The 15,263-nt window shown below is 36.7% G+C and carries 15 protein-coding genes; 6 read left to right on the top strand and 9 right to left on the bottom strand.

What is annotated here, in order from left to right:
* The 9 genes from rpsS to rpsL form a co-directional block, all read right to left on the bottom strand.
* A complete protein-coding gene (gene rpsS / locus RUH60_RS00285; RefSeq protein WP_023570340.1) occupies positions 1 to 279 on the bottom strand; it encodes a 30S ribosomal protein S19 in 279 nt (92 codons plus the stop codon).
* A 10-nt stretch (positions 280 to 289) separates the two neighbouring features.
* Positions 290 to 1,114: a 50S ribosomal protein L2 gene (gene rplB / locus RUH60_RS00280; protein ID WP_313803646.1), complete on the bottom strand. Its 825-nt coding sequence runs from the start codon at positions 1,112 to 1,114 to the stop codon at positions 290 to 292.
* A gap of 6 nt (positions 1,115 to 1,120) precedes the next feature.
* Entirely contained in the window at positions 1,121 to 1,411 is a 291-nt protein-coding gene (gene rplW / locus RUH60_RS00275; RefSeq protein WP_313803643.1) for a 50S ribosomal protein L23, read from the bottom strand.
* Between the two features lie 6 nt (positions 1,412 to 1,417).
* On the bottom strand, positions 1,418 to 2,047 hold the full coding sequence (gene rplD, locus RUH60_RS00270; protein WP_313803640.1) for a 50S ribosomal protein L4: 630 nt from the start codon (positions 2,045 to 2,047) through the stop codon (positions 1,418 to 1,420).
* Positions 2,047 to 2,664, bottom strand: a complete 618-nt coding sequence (gene rplC / locus RUH60_RS00265) for a 50S ribosomal protein L3 (RefSeq protein WP_313803637.1) — start codon at positions 2,662 to 2,664, stop codon at positions 2,047 to 2,049. Before rplC ends, rplD begins: the two co-directional genes overlap by 1 nt.
* A 116-nt stretch (positions 2,665 to 2,780) precedes the next feature.
* Complete coding sequence (gene rpsJ / locus RUH60_RS00260) at positions 2,781 to 3,086, bottom strand: 30S ribosomal protein S10 (protein ID WP_023579610.1); 306 nt, start codon at positions 3,084 to 3,086, stop codon at positions 2,781 to 2,783.
* 11 nt (positions 3,087 to 3,097) lie between these two features.
* Positions 3,098 to 5,254, bottom strand: coding sequence for an elongation factor G (gene fusA / locus RUH60_RS00255; protein ID WP_313803632.1), 2,157 nt, complete (start codon positions 5,252 to 5,254; stop codon positions 3,098 to 3,100).
* Between the two features lie 10 nt (positions 5,255 to 5,264).
* Complete coding sequence (rpsG, locus tag RUH60_RS00250; RefSeq protein ID WP_313803629.1) at positions 5,265 to 5,741, bottom strand: 30S ribosomal protein S7; 477 nt, start codon at positions 5,739 to 5,741, stop codon at positions 5,265 to 5,267.
* Between the two features lie 23 nt (positions 5,742 to 5,764).
* Positions 5,765 to 6,148 carry a 30S ribosomal protein S12 gene (gene rpsL / locus RUH60_RS00245; RefSeq protein ID WP_026981392.1) on the bottom strand — a complete coding sequence of 128 codons (384 nt, stop codon included), beginning with the start codon at positions 6,146 to 6,148 and terminating at the stop codon, positions 5,765 to 5,767.
* A 180-nt stretch (positions 6,149 to 6,328) separates the two neighbouring features.
* On the opposite strand from rpsL, the gene RUH60_RS00240 reads away from it, so the two are divergent.
* The 6 genes from RUH60_RS00240 to rlmB all read left to right on the top strand — a co-directional run bounded on the left by RUH60_RS00240 (position 6,329) and on the right by rlmB (position 15,217).
* Positions 6,329 to 7,996: a hypothetical protein gene (locus RUH60_RS00240; RefSeq protein ID WP_313803621.1), complete on the top strand. Its 1,668-nt coding sequence runs from the start codon at positions 6,329 to 6,331 to the stop codon at positions 7,994 to 7,996.
* A 71-nt stretch (positions 7,997 to 8,067) separates the two neighbouring features.
* Positions 8,068 to 11,103: a SusC/RagA family TonB-linked outer membrane protein gene (locus RUH60_RS00235; protein WP_313803618.1), complete on the top strand. Its 3,036-nt coding sequence runs from the start codon at positions 8,068 to 8,070 to the stop codon at positions 11,101 to 11,103.
* Between the two features lie 12 nt (positions 11,104 to 11,115).
* Positions 11,116 to 12,630, top strand: coding sequence for a SusD/RagB family nutrient-binding outer membrane lipoprotein (locus RUH60_RS00230; protein WP_313803615.1), 1,515 nt, complete (start codon positions 11,116 to 11,118; stop codon positions 12,628 to 12,630).
* Positions 12,631 to 12,642: 12 nt separating this feature from the next.
* Entirely contained in the window at positions 12,643 to 13,455 is an 813-nt protein-coding gene (locus tag RUH60_RS00225) for a hypothetical protein (RefSeq protein ID WP_313803612.1), read from the top strand.
* Positions 13,456 to 13,473: 18 nt separating this feature from the next.
* Positions 13,474 to 14,427: a hypothetical protein gene (locus RUH60_RS00220; protein ID WP_313803609.1), complete on the top strand. Its 954-nt coding sequence runs from the start codon at positions 13,474 to 13,476 to the stop codon at positions 14,425 to 14,427.
* A gap of 55 nt (positions 14,428 to 14,482) precedes the next feature.
* Complete coding sequence (gene rlmB / locus RUH60_RS00215) at positions 14,483 to 15,217, top strand: 23S rRNA (guanosine(2251)-2'-O)-methyltransferase RlmB (RefSeq protein ID WP_313803606.1); 735 nt, start codon at positions 14,483 to 14,485, stop codon at positions 15,215 to 15,217.
* Positions 15,218 to 15,263 lie beyond the last annotated feature (46 nt).

Genomic DNA, 15,263 nt, shown 5'->3' with positions numbered 1-15,263 from the left:
TTATTTTTTACCTTTATTTTTAGCTCCAGCATGACCTCTAAAAGATCTTGTTGGCGAAAACTCTCCTAATTTATGACCTACCATGTTTTCAGTAACGTAAACAGGTACAAATTGACGACCATTGTGTACTGCGATAGTCTGTCCAACGAAATCTGGAGTAATCATAGAAGCGCGAGACCAAGTCTTAACAACTCCTTTGTTACCTTTTTCGATATTCTCCTGAACTTTCTTCTCTAATTTAAAGTGTACGAAAGGTCCTTTTTTTAATGAACGTGCCATATCTTACTTATTATTTCTTTCTACGTTCTACGATATACTTATTACTCGGGTTAACTTTAGAACGAGTTCTATAACCTTTAGCAGGTAAACCTTTTCTTGAACGTGGGTGACCTCCTGAAGAGCGTCCTTCACCACCACCCATTGGGTGATCAACAGGGTTCATTGCTACCGGTCTAGTTCTTGGTCTTCTACCTAACCATCTAGATCTACCAGCTTTACCTGATACAACTAACTGGTGGTCTGAGTTAGAAACTGCTCCAATGGTTGCAGAACAAGTAAGCAAGATTAATCTTGTTTCACCTGAAGGCATTTTGATTGTAGCATATTTTCCGTCTCTTGCCATTAACTGAGCGAAAGTTCCAGCTGAACGAGCGATTACTGCTCCTTGCCCTGGTCTTAACTCGATACAAGAAATAACAGTTCCTAGAGGAATTTTGCTTAAAGGCAATGTGTTACCAATTTCTGGAGCCGCTTCAGGACCAGAAACTACAGTTTGTCCTACTTGTAAACCGTTTTGTGCGATGATGTAAGTTTTAGCTCCATCAGCATAAGCGATCAATGAAATGAAAGCCGAACGGTTTGGATCGTACTCGATTGTTTTCACTGTAGCAGGAATTCCAGCTTTAGTTCTTTTAAAATCAACAACACGGTACTTTTGTTTGTGACCACCACCTGTGTAGCGCATGGTCATCTTTCCTTGACTATTTCTACCTCCAGAGTTTTTTTTCGGAGCCAATAATGAACGCTCCGGCTTATCAGTTGTAATAGTGTCAAAGCTATTCACAACTCTAAAACGCTGACCCGGGGTAATAGGTTTTAATTTTCTAACTGACATGTCTTATTAGATATTAGTATAAAAATCTATTGTTTCTCCTTCTTGTACTTGTACAACTGCTTTTTTGTATGCAGTAGTCTTTCCACTGATTAAACCACTCTTAGTGTATTTAACCGATCTATCAGCTCTGTAATTCATAGTGTTAACCGCTACTACATTCACACCAAAAGTTGCTTCAACAGCATTTTTGATTTGAATTTTGTTTGCTTTTTTGTCAACAACAAAACCAAAGCGGTTGAAAGTTTCCCCCTCTTTAGTAATTTTTTCAGTAATGATAGGTTTAATTATGATACTCATAGCCTATTATTTGCTTAAATTTTCTACAATTCCTTCTACCGAACCTTCTAAAAGCACTAAACTGTTTGTGTTCAAAATTGCATAAGTGCTTAATTCTGAAGAAGTTATAACGCTAGAAGATTTCAAATTGCGCGACGACAAATATACATTTTTATTTGAATCACCCAACACGAACAATGATTTTTTGTTCTCTAACCCTAAAGCTTTCAATACGTTAATGAAATTTTTAGTGTTTGGTGTTTCGAAATTAAAATCTTCTAAAACTAAAATACTTGACTCTTTTGCTTTGATTGAGAAAGCCGATTTACGTGCTAATCTTTTCAAAGTTTTGTTCAATTTGAAAGAATAGTTTCTTGGTCTTGGACCAAAAATTCTACCTCCACCTACAAACACAGGAGATTTAACACTACCTGCACGAGCCGTACCAGTACCTTTTTGTTTTTTAATCTTACGTGTACTTCCCGCAACTTCAGCTCTTTCTTTAGCTTTGTGCGTTCCTTGTCTTTGATTTGCTAAGTATTGCTTAACATCAAGGTATACAGCGTGATTATTAGGCTCAATTGCGAATACTGAGTCAGCAAGTTGTACTTTTCTGCCAGTATCTTTTCCGTTGATATCTAATACTTTTACTTCCATTACTTCTGAATGATTACGTAAGAGTTTTTGTGTCCTGGAACCGCTCCTTTTACAACAAGCAAGTTCTTATCAGCCACAACTTTTAAAACTCTAAGGTTTTGAACTGTTACATTTTCTCCTCCTGTTCTTCCGGCCATTCTCATCCCTTTGAATACTCTTGAAGGATAAGATGATGCTCCAACAGAACCTGGCGCTCTCAAACGGTTGTGCTGACCATGAGTAGCCTGTCCAACACCACCAAAACCGTGACGTTTTACAACCCCTTGGAAACCTTTACCTTTTGATACACCCACCACGTCTACGAATTCACCTTCAGCGAAAACATCAACAGTGATTACATCACCTAATTTATACTCGTTTTCAAACTCCTGGAATTCAACGACTTTCTTTTTAGCAACAGTACCTGCTTTTTTAAAGTGACCTAACTCAGCTTTAGTAGCATGTTTTTCTGTTTTGTCATCGAAACCAAGTTGCAACGCTTCATACCCGTCAACCTCATTGGTTCTGACTTGGGTAACGACACATGGACCCGCTTCGATTACAGTACAAGGAATATTCTTCCCGTTCTCGTCGAACAAGCTAGTCATGCCGATTTTTCTTCCAATTAACCCAGACATATTAAACTATTTATTAATAAATTATAAAAATTCTTATTTTTTTGAGTGTGCAAAAGTAGGGATTATATTTTGAATACCAAAACATAATCCCTAAATACTTTAAAATGCGTGATTTATCACACTTTGATTTCTACTTCAACTCCACTAGGCAACTCTAATTTCATTAGAGCGTCGATAGTTTTTGAAGAGGAAGAGTAGATATCTAAAAGTCTTTTGTATGAACTCACTTCAAACTGCTCTCTTGATTTTTTGTTTACGTGCGGAGAACGTAATACAGTGAAAATCTTTTTGTGAGTTGGTAATGGAATAGGACCAGTTACCACAGCACCTGTACTTTTTACAGTTTTTACGATTTTTTCTGCTGATTTATCAACCAACATGTGATCGTAAGATTTTAATTTTATTCTGATTTTTTGACTCATCTTGATAAAAATTAAGCGTTACCTTTTGCTTTTTTAATTACTTCATCTGAAATATTAGATGGAGTTTGCTCATAGTGCGAGAATTCCATAGTAGAAGTTGCACGACCTGATGACAATGTTCTTAATGTAGTTACATAACCAAACATTTCAGAAAGCGGCACGTTTGCTTTAATGGTTTTAGCACCATTTCTGTCACCCATGTCATTAACTTGTCCTCTACGACGGTTCAAGTCACCTACAATATCACCCATGTTTTCTTCCGGAGTAATAACTTCGATTTTCATGATTGGCTCTAAGATTACAGCTCCAGCAGCTTTCGCAACTTCTTTGTAACCCATTTTCGCTGCTAATTCGAACGATAATGCATCCGAATCCACCGCGTGGTAAGAACCATCCAATAAAGTAACTTTCAAACTATCTACAACATATCCAGCCAAAGGACCTGTTTTCATAGCTTCGCGGAAACCTTTCTCAACAGCAGGAATATATTCTTTAGGAACGTTACCTCCTTTTACCTCGTTAACAAACTGCAATCCTACAGCTGGTTTACCATCAACTGCCTCAGCCGGCTCCAAACGGAAAACGATATCCCCGAATTTACCACGACCTCCAGACTGTTTCTTGTACACCTCTCTGTGTTGTGCAGATTTCGTAAACGCCTCTTTGTACTCAACTTGCGGCTCACCTTGGTTAACCTCAACTTTGAATTCACGTTTCATACGATCTACCAAGATATCTAAGTGAAGCTCACCCATACCAGAGATGATAGTTTGACCTGAAGCCTCATCCGTTCTAACTGTAAACGTTGGATCTTCTTCAGCTAATTTCGCTAAAGCCATACCCATTTTATCTACGTCAGCTTTTGTTTTAGGCTCAATCGCGATACCAATTACCGGATCAGGGAATTTCATAGACTCAAGAATAATTGGATGTTTTTCATCACACATTGTATCTCCAGTCTTGATATCTTTAAATCCTACTGCCGCTCCAATATCTCCAGCCTCAATGTATTCGATTGGATTTTGCTTGTTAGCGTGCATTTGGTAGATACGAGAAATACGCTCTTTGTTTCCTGAACGTGTGTTCAAGATATAAGAACCCGCATCTAAACGACCAGAATAAGCACGGAAGAACGCTAAACGACCAACATAAGGGTCAGTAGCAATTTTAAATGCTAAAGCCGCGAAAGGCTCTTTTACATCTGGACGACGTAAGATTTTAGTTTGATCTTCTTCTAACAAATCAGCATCATCAGGGTGAATACCTTCGATACCTTCTTTATCCAAAGGAGATGGTAAGTATTTACAAACTGCATCTAACATGAACTGAACTCCTTTGTTTTTGAAAGAAGAACCAGCAATCATTGGGATGATCGCCATGTCGATAGTAGCAGCTCTTAATGCAGCGTTGATTTCGTCCTCAGTAATTGAGTTCTCATCTTCCATATATTTGTCAAGTAGATTTTCATCATACTCAGCAACCGCTTCAATTAAGATTGATCTGTATTCTTTAACCTCAGCTACCATATCAGCAGGAATGTCTACGATATCAAAAGTTGCCCCCTGAGTAGCATCATGCCATACAATCGCTTGATTTTTTACTAAATCTACAACTCCTTTAAAATCGTTTTCTTCACCGATTGGCAAAGTAATAGCCACAGCGTTAGATTTTAACATATCTCTAACCTGCTGACAAACGTTTAAGAAATTAGACCCTTGACGGTCCATTTTGTTTACGAATCCCATACGAGGAACACGGTACTGATCCGCAAGTCTCCAGTTAGTTTCTGATTGCGGCTCAACACCGTCAACAGCAGAAAATAAGAAAACTAAACCATCCAATACACGTAACGAACGGTTTACCTCTACGGTAAAGTCAACGTGTCCTGGAGTATCAATAATATTAAAATGGTAAGGTTTTGAATCCGCTACCAATTTACCTTGCTCCGTTGGAAAACTCCACTCACAAGTTGTCGCTGCAGAAGTAATGGTAATACCTCTTTCCTGCTCTTGCGCCATCCAGTCCATGGTTGCAGCACCATCGTGTACCTCACCAATTTTGTGTGATTTTCCAGTATAAAATAAGATACGCTCCGTTGTTGTTGTTTTACCAGCATCAATGTGAGCAGCAATACCTATGTTTCTTGTGAATTTTAAATCTCTAGCCATTTCTTATGAATTAAAATCTAAAGTGAGAGAATGCTTTATTAGCATCTGCCATTTTGTGAGTATCCATTCTTTTCTTAACTGCAGCTCCTTCTTCTTTAGCAGCAGCTAAAATTTCAGAAGCAAGTTTTGCCGCCATCGATTTTTCATTTCTTCTTCTTGCATACAAGATCATCCATTTCATAGAATAAGAAATTTTTCTATCTGGACGAATTTGCATTGGAATTTGGAACGTAGCACCTCCCACACGACGAGAACGAACTTCTACGTGAGGCATAACATTTGTTAAGGCATCTTTCCAGATTTCTAAAGCTGATTTTTCAGCATCTTGCTTTTTAGCTTCAACGATATCTAACGCATCGTAGAATACTGCAAAAGCAGTCGATTTTTTACCATCCCACATTAAGTTGTTCACAAAACGCGTTACTAACTGATCGTTAAATTTCGGATCTGGTAAAAGAGGTCTTTTTTTGGCCTGTCTTTTTCTCATGTCTTTTTCTTAAAAGTTAAAAATTACTTTTTAGCGTCTTTAGGTCTCTTAGCACCATATTTAGATCTTCTTTGAGTTCTACCGTTAACTCCGGCAGTATCCAAAGCACCACGTACGATGTGGTATCTAACACCTGGTAAATCTTTTACCCTTCCGCCTCTAACTAATACTATCGAGTGCTCTTGTAGATTGTGTCCTTCTCCAGGAATGTAAGCATTCACTTCATTACCATTTGTCAAACGTACACGCGCAACTTTACGCATTGCAGAGTTTGGTTTTTTTGGTGTAGTAGTGTAAACACGCGTACAAACCCCTCTTCTTTGAGGACAAGAATCTAAAGCAGCCGATTTACTCTTCTTAGTTACTTGGGCTCTCCCTGTTCTTACTAATTGTTGAATTGTTGGCATAATGTTTAATAAAATTACTAACGTTATTATTTCCCGACACTTTTCGGGGCTGCAAATGTAGGAATTAATTTTTACAAAACAAACCCTAATTATTTAATTTTCAACACAATTTCACTTTCCTTAAAAATCACATAATCACAAACCGTTTTTTGCGTTATTTTTACCAAAAGATTTTTCCGCTTGAAAAAACTATTCCTTTTTCTTTCCCTCTTTATCTGTTGCTTTACCTCAAAAGCACAACAACTGCATTTGAAAATTGAAGGGAATTCGTCGGAAGAAACCAAAACCATCGACAGCATCGGTTACAAAAAACTGCACGAGAACACCAAATCGATTTTGGATGAAACCCAAAATATCGCTGCAACACTTTTACAGAAAGGCTATTTGGAACAGCAACTTTTAAGTTCGAAAAAAGAAAATGACTCTACTTTTCTGTTTCAATTTATGGTCGGAAGAAAAACGAATCGCATACATATATATATAGGTAAGATTTCCGAAGAAGAAAAAGCACTGCTCAACTTCCCTTCCGACACAATTAAACTGCAAACCTCCGAAGTAGAAAACTTCATGAATACCAACTTAGCCAAATTGGAACAGAAAGGCTATTCTTTAAGCGAGCTCCAACTCGTTAATCATCGAAAAGAAAACAATCACCTACTAGCAGATTTCAAAATCAAAACCGAAAAACAACGAAATCTAAACGACATTGTTATTGTCGGTTATGAAAAATTCCCGGAAGGCATCCGAAAAAACATTTCCAAACAATACCGCAAGAAACCATTCAATCAGGAAACCTTAAAAGAAATAAACGACAAGTTCAAAACCCTGCCCTTTGTCAATCAGTTAAAATACCCAGAGATTCTATTCACCAAAGACAGCACAAAAGTGTATGTTTACTTAGAGAAATCGAAAGCCAATCGTTTTGACGGTTTCATCGGTTTTGCCAATGAGGAAAATTCAGGAATTCGATTTAATGGTTATCTCGATTTGCTTTTGAACAATGCTTTAAACACAGGCGAAAAGCTCAATTTGTATTGGAAAAGCGACGGGAACAAACAAACCACATTCAACATCGGGACAGAACTTCCCTATATTTTCAAAACACCATTAGGAATCAAGGCCAATTTGAAGATTTTCAAACAAGACAGTACTTTTCAAAATACCACAACGGATTTGAATTTAGGCTATTACTTCAATTACAATTCCAAAGTATACTTAGGTTACCAATCGGCTGAATCTGTCGATATTCAAAGTTCAAACACTTTAGCAATTAGTGATTTTTCGAATGCTTTTTGGACGACTTCCTATGAATACGTCAACTTCAACCCTGATGATTTCATTTTCAGAGAACAAACCAGTTTAAATCTGAAACTCGGAATCGGAAATCGGAAAACCAATGTACAATCAACAGAGCAATCTTTCATACAACTCGACGCACATCACAATTTCTATCTGAATCCTAAAAACAGCATCAGTCTCAAAAATCAAAGTTTTTATCTTCAAAGTAATGATTATATCATTAATGAATTGTACCGATTTGGCGGCATCAACTCCATTCGCGGTTTTGTAGAAAACAGTTTACAAGCCAATTTGTTTTCCGGCATTATGGCAGAATACCGTTATGCACTTACCTCAGGAATGTACGTTCATACCATTACCGATTACGGCTATTTCCAAGACAAAACCTCTGATATTAAAGAGAACTTATTAGGCCTCGGTTTTGGATTTGGCTTGCTGACAAAAAACGGTTTGTTCAATTTAATTTATGCCAATGGAAGTACTGGCAAGCAAGCCATAAAATTATCGAATTCCATCATACATGTTAAATTTCACATTCTTTTTAAGTAATTTTTGAGATATCATTGAATATTCTGTCATTTTTTTATAATATTTGCAGTTACTAACTCAAAACATTAAATATGAAATTTAAATTCAACGCATGGCTTAGCTTGCTAGTCCTGCTAATTGGACAAATTGCCTTATCACAAACCGGCACCGTGTCCGGAAAGGTTTCTGATCAAGGAGGGCTTGGCTTACCAGGCGTATCGGTTGTTGTAAAAGGGACTACTAACGGAACCCAAACCGATTTAGATGGTAATTACTCTATTCAGGCGAACAAAGGTGCAACCTTAGTATTCAGCTCAATTGGGCTTAAGACTAAAGAAATGATTGTATCTGGACAAACTTTAAACCTTACTTTAGAAGAAGAAGTAAGTGAATTAGAAGATTTGGTTGTTACAGCCGTTGGTATTAAAAGAAAGCCAGACGAATTGACTACCGCTAATCAGGTTATTAAAACCGCTGAATTAACTCAGGCAAACAACCCAAATGCCATTCAGAGTTTAGCAGGTAAAGTATCTGGATTACAAATCAACACTACTTCAACAGGTTTAACACCAAATACAAGTATTATTTTAAGAGGTCCTAAATCAATTTCTGGAAACAATGAAGCGTTGGTTGTAATTGACAACATTATATCTAGCGCTGGTGTTTTGGCTTCTATTGATCCAAATTCAATTGAATCCATGAACGTTATCAAAGGAGCCAACGGAGCTGCTTTGTACGGAGAAAGAGGATCAAATGGTGTAATTATAGTTACAACGAAAAAAGGAAACAAAACTGACAAATTAAACGTAGACATTGTTTCATCTGTAACATTCGAAGAAATAGCATATTTACCGGAAACACAAGACCGATATGGTCAGGGATGGCAAGGAGATTTAGACTGGACTGATCAAGGTTCATGGGGACCTGAATATGATGGTTCAATGCAAATTGTAGGTATTCCTTACCCTAACAGCGGCGACTGGAGATTGTTTAAATACGAACATATTGAAGACAACATCAAACCTTTCTTTAATACCGGTATCACTTACCAAAACAGTATTTCATTATCAAGTGGAAGTGAAGAGTCAGGTTATGCTACATTAAACTTCAACAGACAAGACTTTGAAGGTCTTATCCCAGAAGATACCCGAGTAAAAAACTACATCAATTTTGCTGCTGGTAAAAAAATAGGCAAATTCAGATTGAGCGGTATTGCCAGATACACCAAAGACAAATCTGACAGAGCAAATGGAGCGCTTTATCAGACTTTATCAAATACCCCAGGAAACGTACCTGTAGAAATGTTTAGCTCAGGAGACAACAACGACCACTGGACTCTTTACGATAATAGCCCATATTGGGTTTTGAAAAACGCAAGAGCGAATTCACACACAACAATCTCTGAACTTATGGGAGAAGGTCAGTATTTCTTAAATGACAATATTGATTTTATTTTAAGAAGTTCCGTTAGATCAACCGCATTAAATTCAAGTGCTTATTTAAATAGTTTCATCGATTTATATGAATACACCGGAACTAATCGATCAATCCGCTCATCATACAATAGATCAATCACTGAGTCTACCGTATTATACACTGACTTAATGGCTAACTTCAATTATGATTTAACAGAAAATCTTTCATTTAAATCCAATATTGGTTTAAACATTACTGACAGCAAATCTCATGGATTATCAGCTGGTGGTTCCGATTTAACATTGCCGCTTTTTTATGATTTATCTAATATTTCAAACGTAATTGATGCCAACGAAGATAGATTCCGTCAAAGAACTGCTGCTGTTTTTGCCAACTTTGATTTAGGATATAAAAACTATTTATTCTTAAACTTAACCGGAAGAAATGATTGGAACTCCGTTTTACCAAAAAACAAAAACAACTTCTTCTATCCATCTGCCGGTATCTCTTTCATTCCAACAAATGCTTTTGAAGGGTTAAAAGGAAAAATATTAAACAAAGCTAAAATCTCAGCAAGTATTGTGAAAGTTGGTAATGCATCTGCGTTATCTGCAGGCAGCGTTAACTTTGTTGCAAATCAAGCTCCAGGTTACCCTTACTTCCTTACTGCTTCAAACTCATTCTTACTTGAGACAACGAATGTTGACCCGAATATTGAAAATGAGTTTGTTACCTCAAAAGAATTCAACCTTAATCTTGAATTTTTAAACAGAAGAATTACTTTAGACGCTTCTGCTACCTTCACAGAAAACACAAATCAGTTATTGAATACTACAAGTTCTAATGCAACAGGTTTTACTTCAACATTAATCAACGTTGGTAAAACAAGTTCAAAAGCATTTGAAGTTGATTTAGGATTTACTCCTGTTAAAACCAATGATATTGAATGGAACAACACAATTTCATTTTCAACTTACAAAACGGTTGTAGACAAAGTAACTGATGATTCTAATATTGTTGGATCTGGAGCACCAGGTATCTATGCAGTTGAAGGAGAAGAATTTCCTTTAATCAGAGGAACTGCTTACACTAGGGATGATGAAGGAAGAATCGTTCTTGATGCAAACGGAAATCCAATCAGAAGTTCTCAATTGCAAATTCTTGGAAAAACAACTCCTGATTATATTTTAAATTTCTCAACAAGCTTTAAATACAAAAACTTCAAGCTTAGTGCTGTTGCTGATTACAGAACAGGACACGTATTCTATTCTGGAGTTGCTGATCAGTTGAACAGCCAAGGAAGAACTATCGAATCTGCACAAAATGGTAGAGAGCCATTCGTAATGCCAAACTCAACAGTTCAAGGTTCGGGTACAACGAATACCTCTGTATTATCTGGTGGAAGCGGATCTTATGCTGGATACCAAAGTTATGTAACAGACAACTACGGTTTCTTTGATGAAAATTTCGTTTTGGATGCCACCGCTTTCAAACTACGTGAAGTTTCTTTAACTTATGACTTACCAACTGCATTTATTTCAAAATTAAAGCTTAACCGTCTTAATATTGGAGTAAGCGGAAGAAACCTTTTAACTGTTTTACCTAAAGAAAACAGAGGCTACAATGATCCAGAAACTGGTAGTGGATTAGCTGGTTACAGTTTCACACCACCTACTAGATTTTATGCATTCAGTATCAATTTAGCATTTTAATTTTTAGTTTTTATGAAAAAAATAATTAGACAATATAGCAAAGTCTTCATCTTAGCATTAGCTTTTGGCGCAGTCGTTTCATGTGACGACTACGTTGATGTTAATAAAGATTTAGACAATCCTGGAGTTGAAGATTTAACACCAGATGCAATGCTTGCCGGTGCCCAAACCACTACTGCAAGCACATTGAACGGAACAATGAACCAGCTTGGAAACTTATTCACAACAAACTGGTCAGGAAATGCAACAGATTTTTCAAGCCCATTTAGGACAGAATTCCAATATGATCTAACCAGTACCTTTTATACGGGAATTTGGTCTAATCTAATGGTTAGAACACATAATTTTTCACACATTGAAAAATATAATGGAGAGGGAAACTGGGATTACCACAAAGCCATTTCTAAAATATTAAAATCTTTTTATTTTCAATATTTGGTTGACTTATATGGAGACATTCCTTATTCTCAAAATCACGACAGAAACATATTGTTTCCAGAATATGATAACGCAAAAACCGAAATTTACCCGGCTTTATACGATTCACTAGACGAAGCAATAGCGTTAATCCAAAACACTGATGTAACCACTGTTAAATCAGCTGCAAGTGCAGATGTTATTTTAAACGGTAATATGGATGAGTGGGTAAAAGTTGCAAACACTTTGAAGTTAAGACTACTAATCCGTCAGTCGGTTATTGCTCAAACAGATGCTGCAATTCAGACTTATGTTAATGACAAATTTACAGAGTTAGTGAATGACGGTGCTCAATTTGTATCAAGTGACGTTACTGTTAACCCAGGTTACATCAATTCTGAAGGTAAACAAAATCCTTTTTATGAAGCATATGGATTCAATGCACTTGGATCAGATGCAGATTCATCAAGAAGATTGGTTGGTCCATCCAAATATGTTTCAGATTTCTTAAGAGGTATCCTTCCTAATACCACACCTGATGAGCGAAGATTTAGAATATACCAACCTAGATCTGGAACAGAAATTGCCGGTGTTGTACAAGGAGCTACAACCGGAAGACCGTCTTACTTAGGCCCTGGAATCATTAAAGGTTCGGATCAAGATTTATATTTAATGTTAAGTGCGGAGAGTTATTTCCTTCAAGCTGAAGCAGTACAAAGAGGTTATTTACCGGGAAGTGCACAAGGTTTATTCAATCAGGGAGTTGAAGCATCTTTCATAACACTTGGTTTAGATGGAGCAACGGCTACAAATTATATTGCTAATTCTGATTTCCTTGATGGTTTAGGATGGACTGGTTCAACAGACAAAATCCAAGCAATCATCACTCAAAAATGGATAGCATTAAATAGCATCAACGGAATAGAAGGTTGGATTGAGTACACAAGAACGGGATACCCTGCGAACATTCCTCTACCAACAATTACATCTCAAACAAGCAGACCTGTTCGATTATTATATCCGCAGTCTGAATATTCAGGAAATTCAAACAATGTTCCTAACCAAACTGCCGGAGATGCATTTACAAGTAAAGTATTTTGGTATAACTAATTAAGACAAACCATGAAAAATATTAAAATTATAATCGCAACTCTATTCTTAGGCGCAATCACTACATCGTGTTTGGTTGATGATGAAGTTGAATCTGAAAATTTAAAAGAGACACCGATGGTTGTTGGTTTTAACAAAACAGCTGTCAATTTCAGTTATTTTGAAGATCTTGGATCAGTCGAAAATGATGTATTTGTAGAAATCATCGGAGGAGGTTTAGGCTTCTCAACTTCTACAACAACAGCAACTTTTGAAATCGACCCAAGCAGTACTGCAACAGAAGGACAGGAATTTTCTTTTCCTAATGGCAAAAATTTCACAATCGATGCCAACCATGATTTAGGTTCTTTTAAAATCGCGGTAAATACCGGAAGTTTAAATCCAACAAATCCAACTTTTGTTAAATTAAATATTGTTCCAACAGGTTCAGTTGTACCAGCAAATAATAAAAAATCCATTACTATTGAATTTGTAGGCTGTAACTCTGAAATAATTCCTGGAAATTATGCAAATTCAAACCTTCCTGGATCAACTGGGGGTAATGCTGACATTGATGAAATTGCACCAAATACTTTTGAAACAGTTTTTCCAGTTTATACACTAGGTGGTCAGTTAATTTACTTTGTTTTTAATGACACTTGTGGGAATTTATCAATTGTTAGTTCTGATTTGGATGGAACCTATTTAATCACTGCGGATGATATTGTATTTGACTCAGGTGCTAATACAATAACATTTACCAATTTGGTTATCCACAATGGTACAAGTCCTTCAGATCCTCCAGTTGTAGCTCCTGTACCTACATCAACTTATACTTTAAACTAATAACTTAAGAAGATAGTTATGAAAAATAAATTCATTGCACTTTTGGCTATCGTAGGATTATCGTTATCCTATTATTCTTGCCAAGAAGACGAATCCCTGGAAAGAAAAGGGAAACCAACCATTACATTTGACAGCAATGATATTGTTGTAAAAGAAGGGGATAACATTAATTTAGATTTTATCTTAAGTTACCCAATTAAAAGTGATTCAGAAGTAAGAATTGAGGTTTTAGAAGAAACAACTGCAGAAGCAGAAGTTGATTTCGAACTTGGCGATCTTATTACCATGGAAGATGCTGGTGGTGGCTTTTTTGGAGGAAATGGGTATTATTATGCTATTCCATCCTTAACCACAAATCATACTTTATCATTACCAGTAATTGCTGATAATACTGTTGAAGGTAACGAAACTTTAAAATTAAGATTTTATAGTGCTGGTAAAGGTGAGGCTATGGTAGATCAAATTGTTACTATAACAATTGAAGACTCTAGTGATTTGATTATCGATTTAAACTGGTCTGGAACATTTGACGACGGCGGTACTCCAACTGATTTTTGTGATTTAGACATGGATTTGGAATTATACGATCCAAATGGAGATTTGATCATGGTTAGCTACAATGATTGTCCAGAACAAATCACAATTCCAACTTCAGCTCCAGACGGCACATATTTATTAGATGCCAGTTTATGGACAACTAACGGTTATGCACAACCAATAAATATTCCTGCAAATGTAATCTTCAGCAAACCTGGAATTACTTTATCGGAAACTTTTGATGCCTCTTCTTATTTTCCAATGGCTGATGGAGGATTATCTGATGGAAATGGAAATGCACTAATCACTTTTGAGATTATTAAAAACGGACATATTTTTACAATCAACGAACCAGGTGGAACAACTGTATTCCAAGGAAGAGTTGCTCAAAATATGGCGAATAAAGCTGTTTTGAAAAAGAAACACAAAAAGTAAAAATCCTTTTTTATAAAAACCACCGCTAGCGGTGGTTTTTTTTTACCTTTGTCTCATGGAAAAAGAACACCAAATATTTGGAATCCGTGCCATTATCGAAGCGATTCATGCCGGAAAAGAAATTGACAAAGTTTTCATTCAGAAAGATGCCCAAGGCGACTTAATGCAGGAACTGATGAAAACGATGAAAAAAAACAACATCAATTTCAGTTATGTTCCCGTTGAAAAACTAAACCGATTAACCCATAACAACCATCAAGGTGCTGTGGCCAGCATTGCCCCTATTTCGTTTGTGACGCTTGAAACTTTGGTGGAAAGTGTTATCGAAAGCGGCAAAAAGCCTTTATTCTTAATTTTAGACCAATTGTCTGATGCCAGAAACTTTGGCGCCATTATTCGTACCGCAGAATGTACCGGTGTTGACGGAATCATCATTCAAAAGCAGGGTTCAGCACCAGTAAATGGCGACACGGTTAAAACATCTGCCGGTGCCGTTTTCAATGTTCCTATCTGTAAAGTAGACCACATCAAAGATGCTATTTTTTATTTGCAAGGTTCGGGCGTAAAAACTGTAGCTGCTACTGAAAAAACTGAGCAACACATTTACGACATTGAGCTTAACGAACCTGTTGCTATTATTATGGGAAGTGAGGACCGAGGTGTAAATCCATCAGTTCTTAAGATTGTAGACGAAAAAGCAAAACTACCCATGTTTGGAACCATTTCTTCCTTGAATGTTTCGGTGGCTTGTGGGGCTTTTTTATATGAAACGGTTAGACAGCGTAGCTAATTTCTAAAAATAAAAGAAAAAGTCTGAAGCGAAAGTTTCAGGCTTT

This window comes from Flavobacterium sp., assembly GCF_032153895.1.
GTDB lineage: Bacteria > Bacteroidota > Bacteroidia > Flavobacteriales > Flavobacteriaceae > Flavobacterium.
Note: the sequence above shows the minus strand (reverse complement) of the source record. Positions and strands in the feature narration are given on the sequence as shown.

Excerpts from the sequence above, each read along its gene's own strand:
- rplB (WP_313803646.1), bottom strand. The coding sequence starts at position 1,114 with ATGTCAGTTAGAAAATTAAAACCTATTACCCCGGGTCAGCGTTTTAGA.
- rpsG (WP_313803629.1), bottom strand. The coding sequence starts at position 5,741 with ATGAGAAAAAGACAGGCCAAAAAAAGACCTCTTTTACCAGATCCGAAA.
- RUH60_RS00225 (WP_313803612.1), top strand. The coding sequence starts at position 12,643 with ATGAAAAATATTAAAATTATAATCGCAACTCTATTCTTAGGCGCAATC.
- RUH60_RS00235 (WP_313803618.1), top strand. The coding sequence starts at position 8,068 with ATGAAATTTAAATTCAACGCATGGCTTAGCTTGCTAGTCCTGCTAATT.
- rplD (WP_313803640.1), bottom strand. The coding sequence starts at position 2,047 with ATGGAAGTAAAAGTATTAGATATCAACGGAAAAGATACTGGCAGAAAA.
- rpsS (WP_023570340.1), bottom strand. The coding sequence starts at position 279 with ATGGCACGTTCATTAAAAAAAGGACCTTTCGTACACTTTAAATTAGAG.
- rpsJ (WP_023579610.1), bottom strand. The coding sequence starts at position 3,086 with ATGAGTCAAAAAATCAGAATAAAATTAAAATCTTACGATCACATGTTG.
- rplC (WP_313803637.1), bottom strand. The coding sequence starts at position 2,664 with ATGTCTGGGTTAATTGGAAGAAAAATCGGCATGACTAGCTTGTTCGAC.
- rlmB (WP_313803606.1), top strand. The coding sequence starts at position 14,483 with ATGGAAAAAGAACACCAAATATTTGGAATCCGTGCCATTATCGAAGCG.
- fusA (WP_313803632.1), bottom strand. The coding sequence starts at position 5,254 with ATGGCTAGAGATTTAAAATTCACAAGAAACATAGGTATTGCTGCTCAC.
- RUH60_RS00220 (WP_313803609.1), top strand. The coding sequence starts at position 13,474 with ATGAAAAATAAATTCATTGCACTTTTGGCTATCGTAGGATTATCGTTA.
- RUH60_RS00230 (WP_313803615.1), top strand. The coding sequence starts at position 11,116 with ATGAAAAAAATAATTAGACAATATAGCAAAGTCTTCATCTTAGCATTA.
- rpsL (WP_026981392.1), bottom strand. The coding sequence starts at position 6,148 with ATGCCAACAATTCAACAATTAGTAAGAACAGGGAGAGCCCAAGTAACT.
- rplW (WP_313803643.1), bottom strand. The coding sequence starts at position 1,411 with ATGAGTATCATAATTAAACCTATCATTACTGAAAAAATTACTAAAGAG.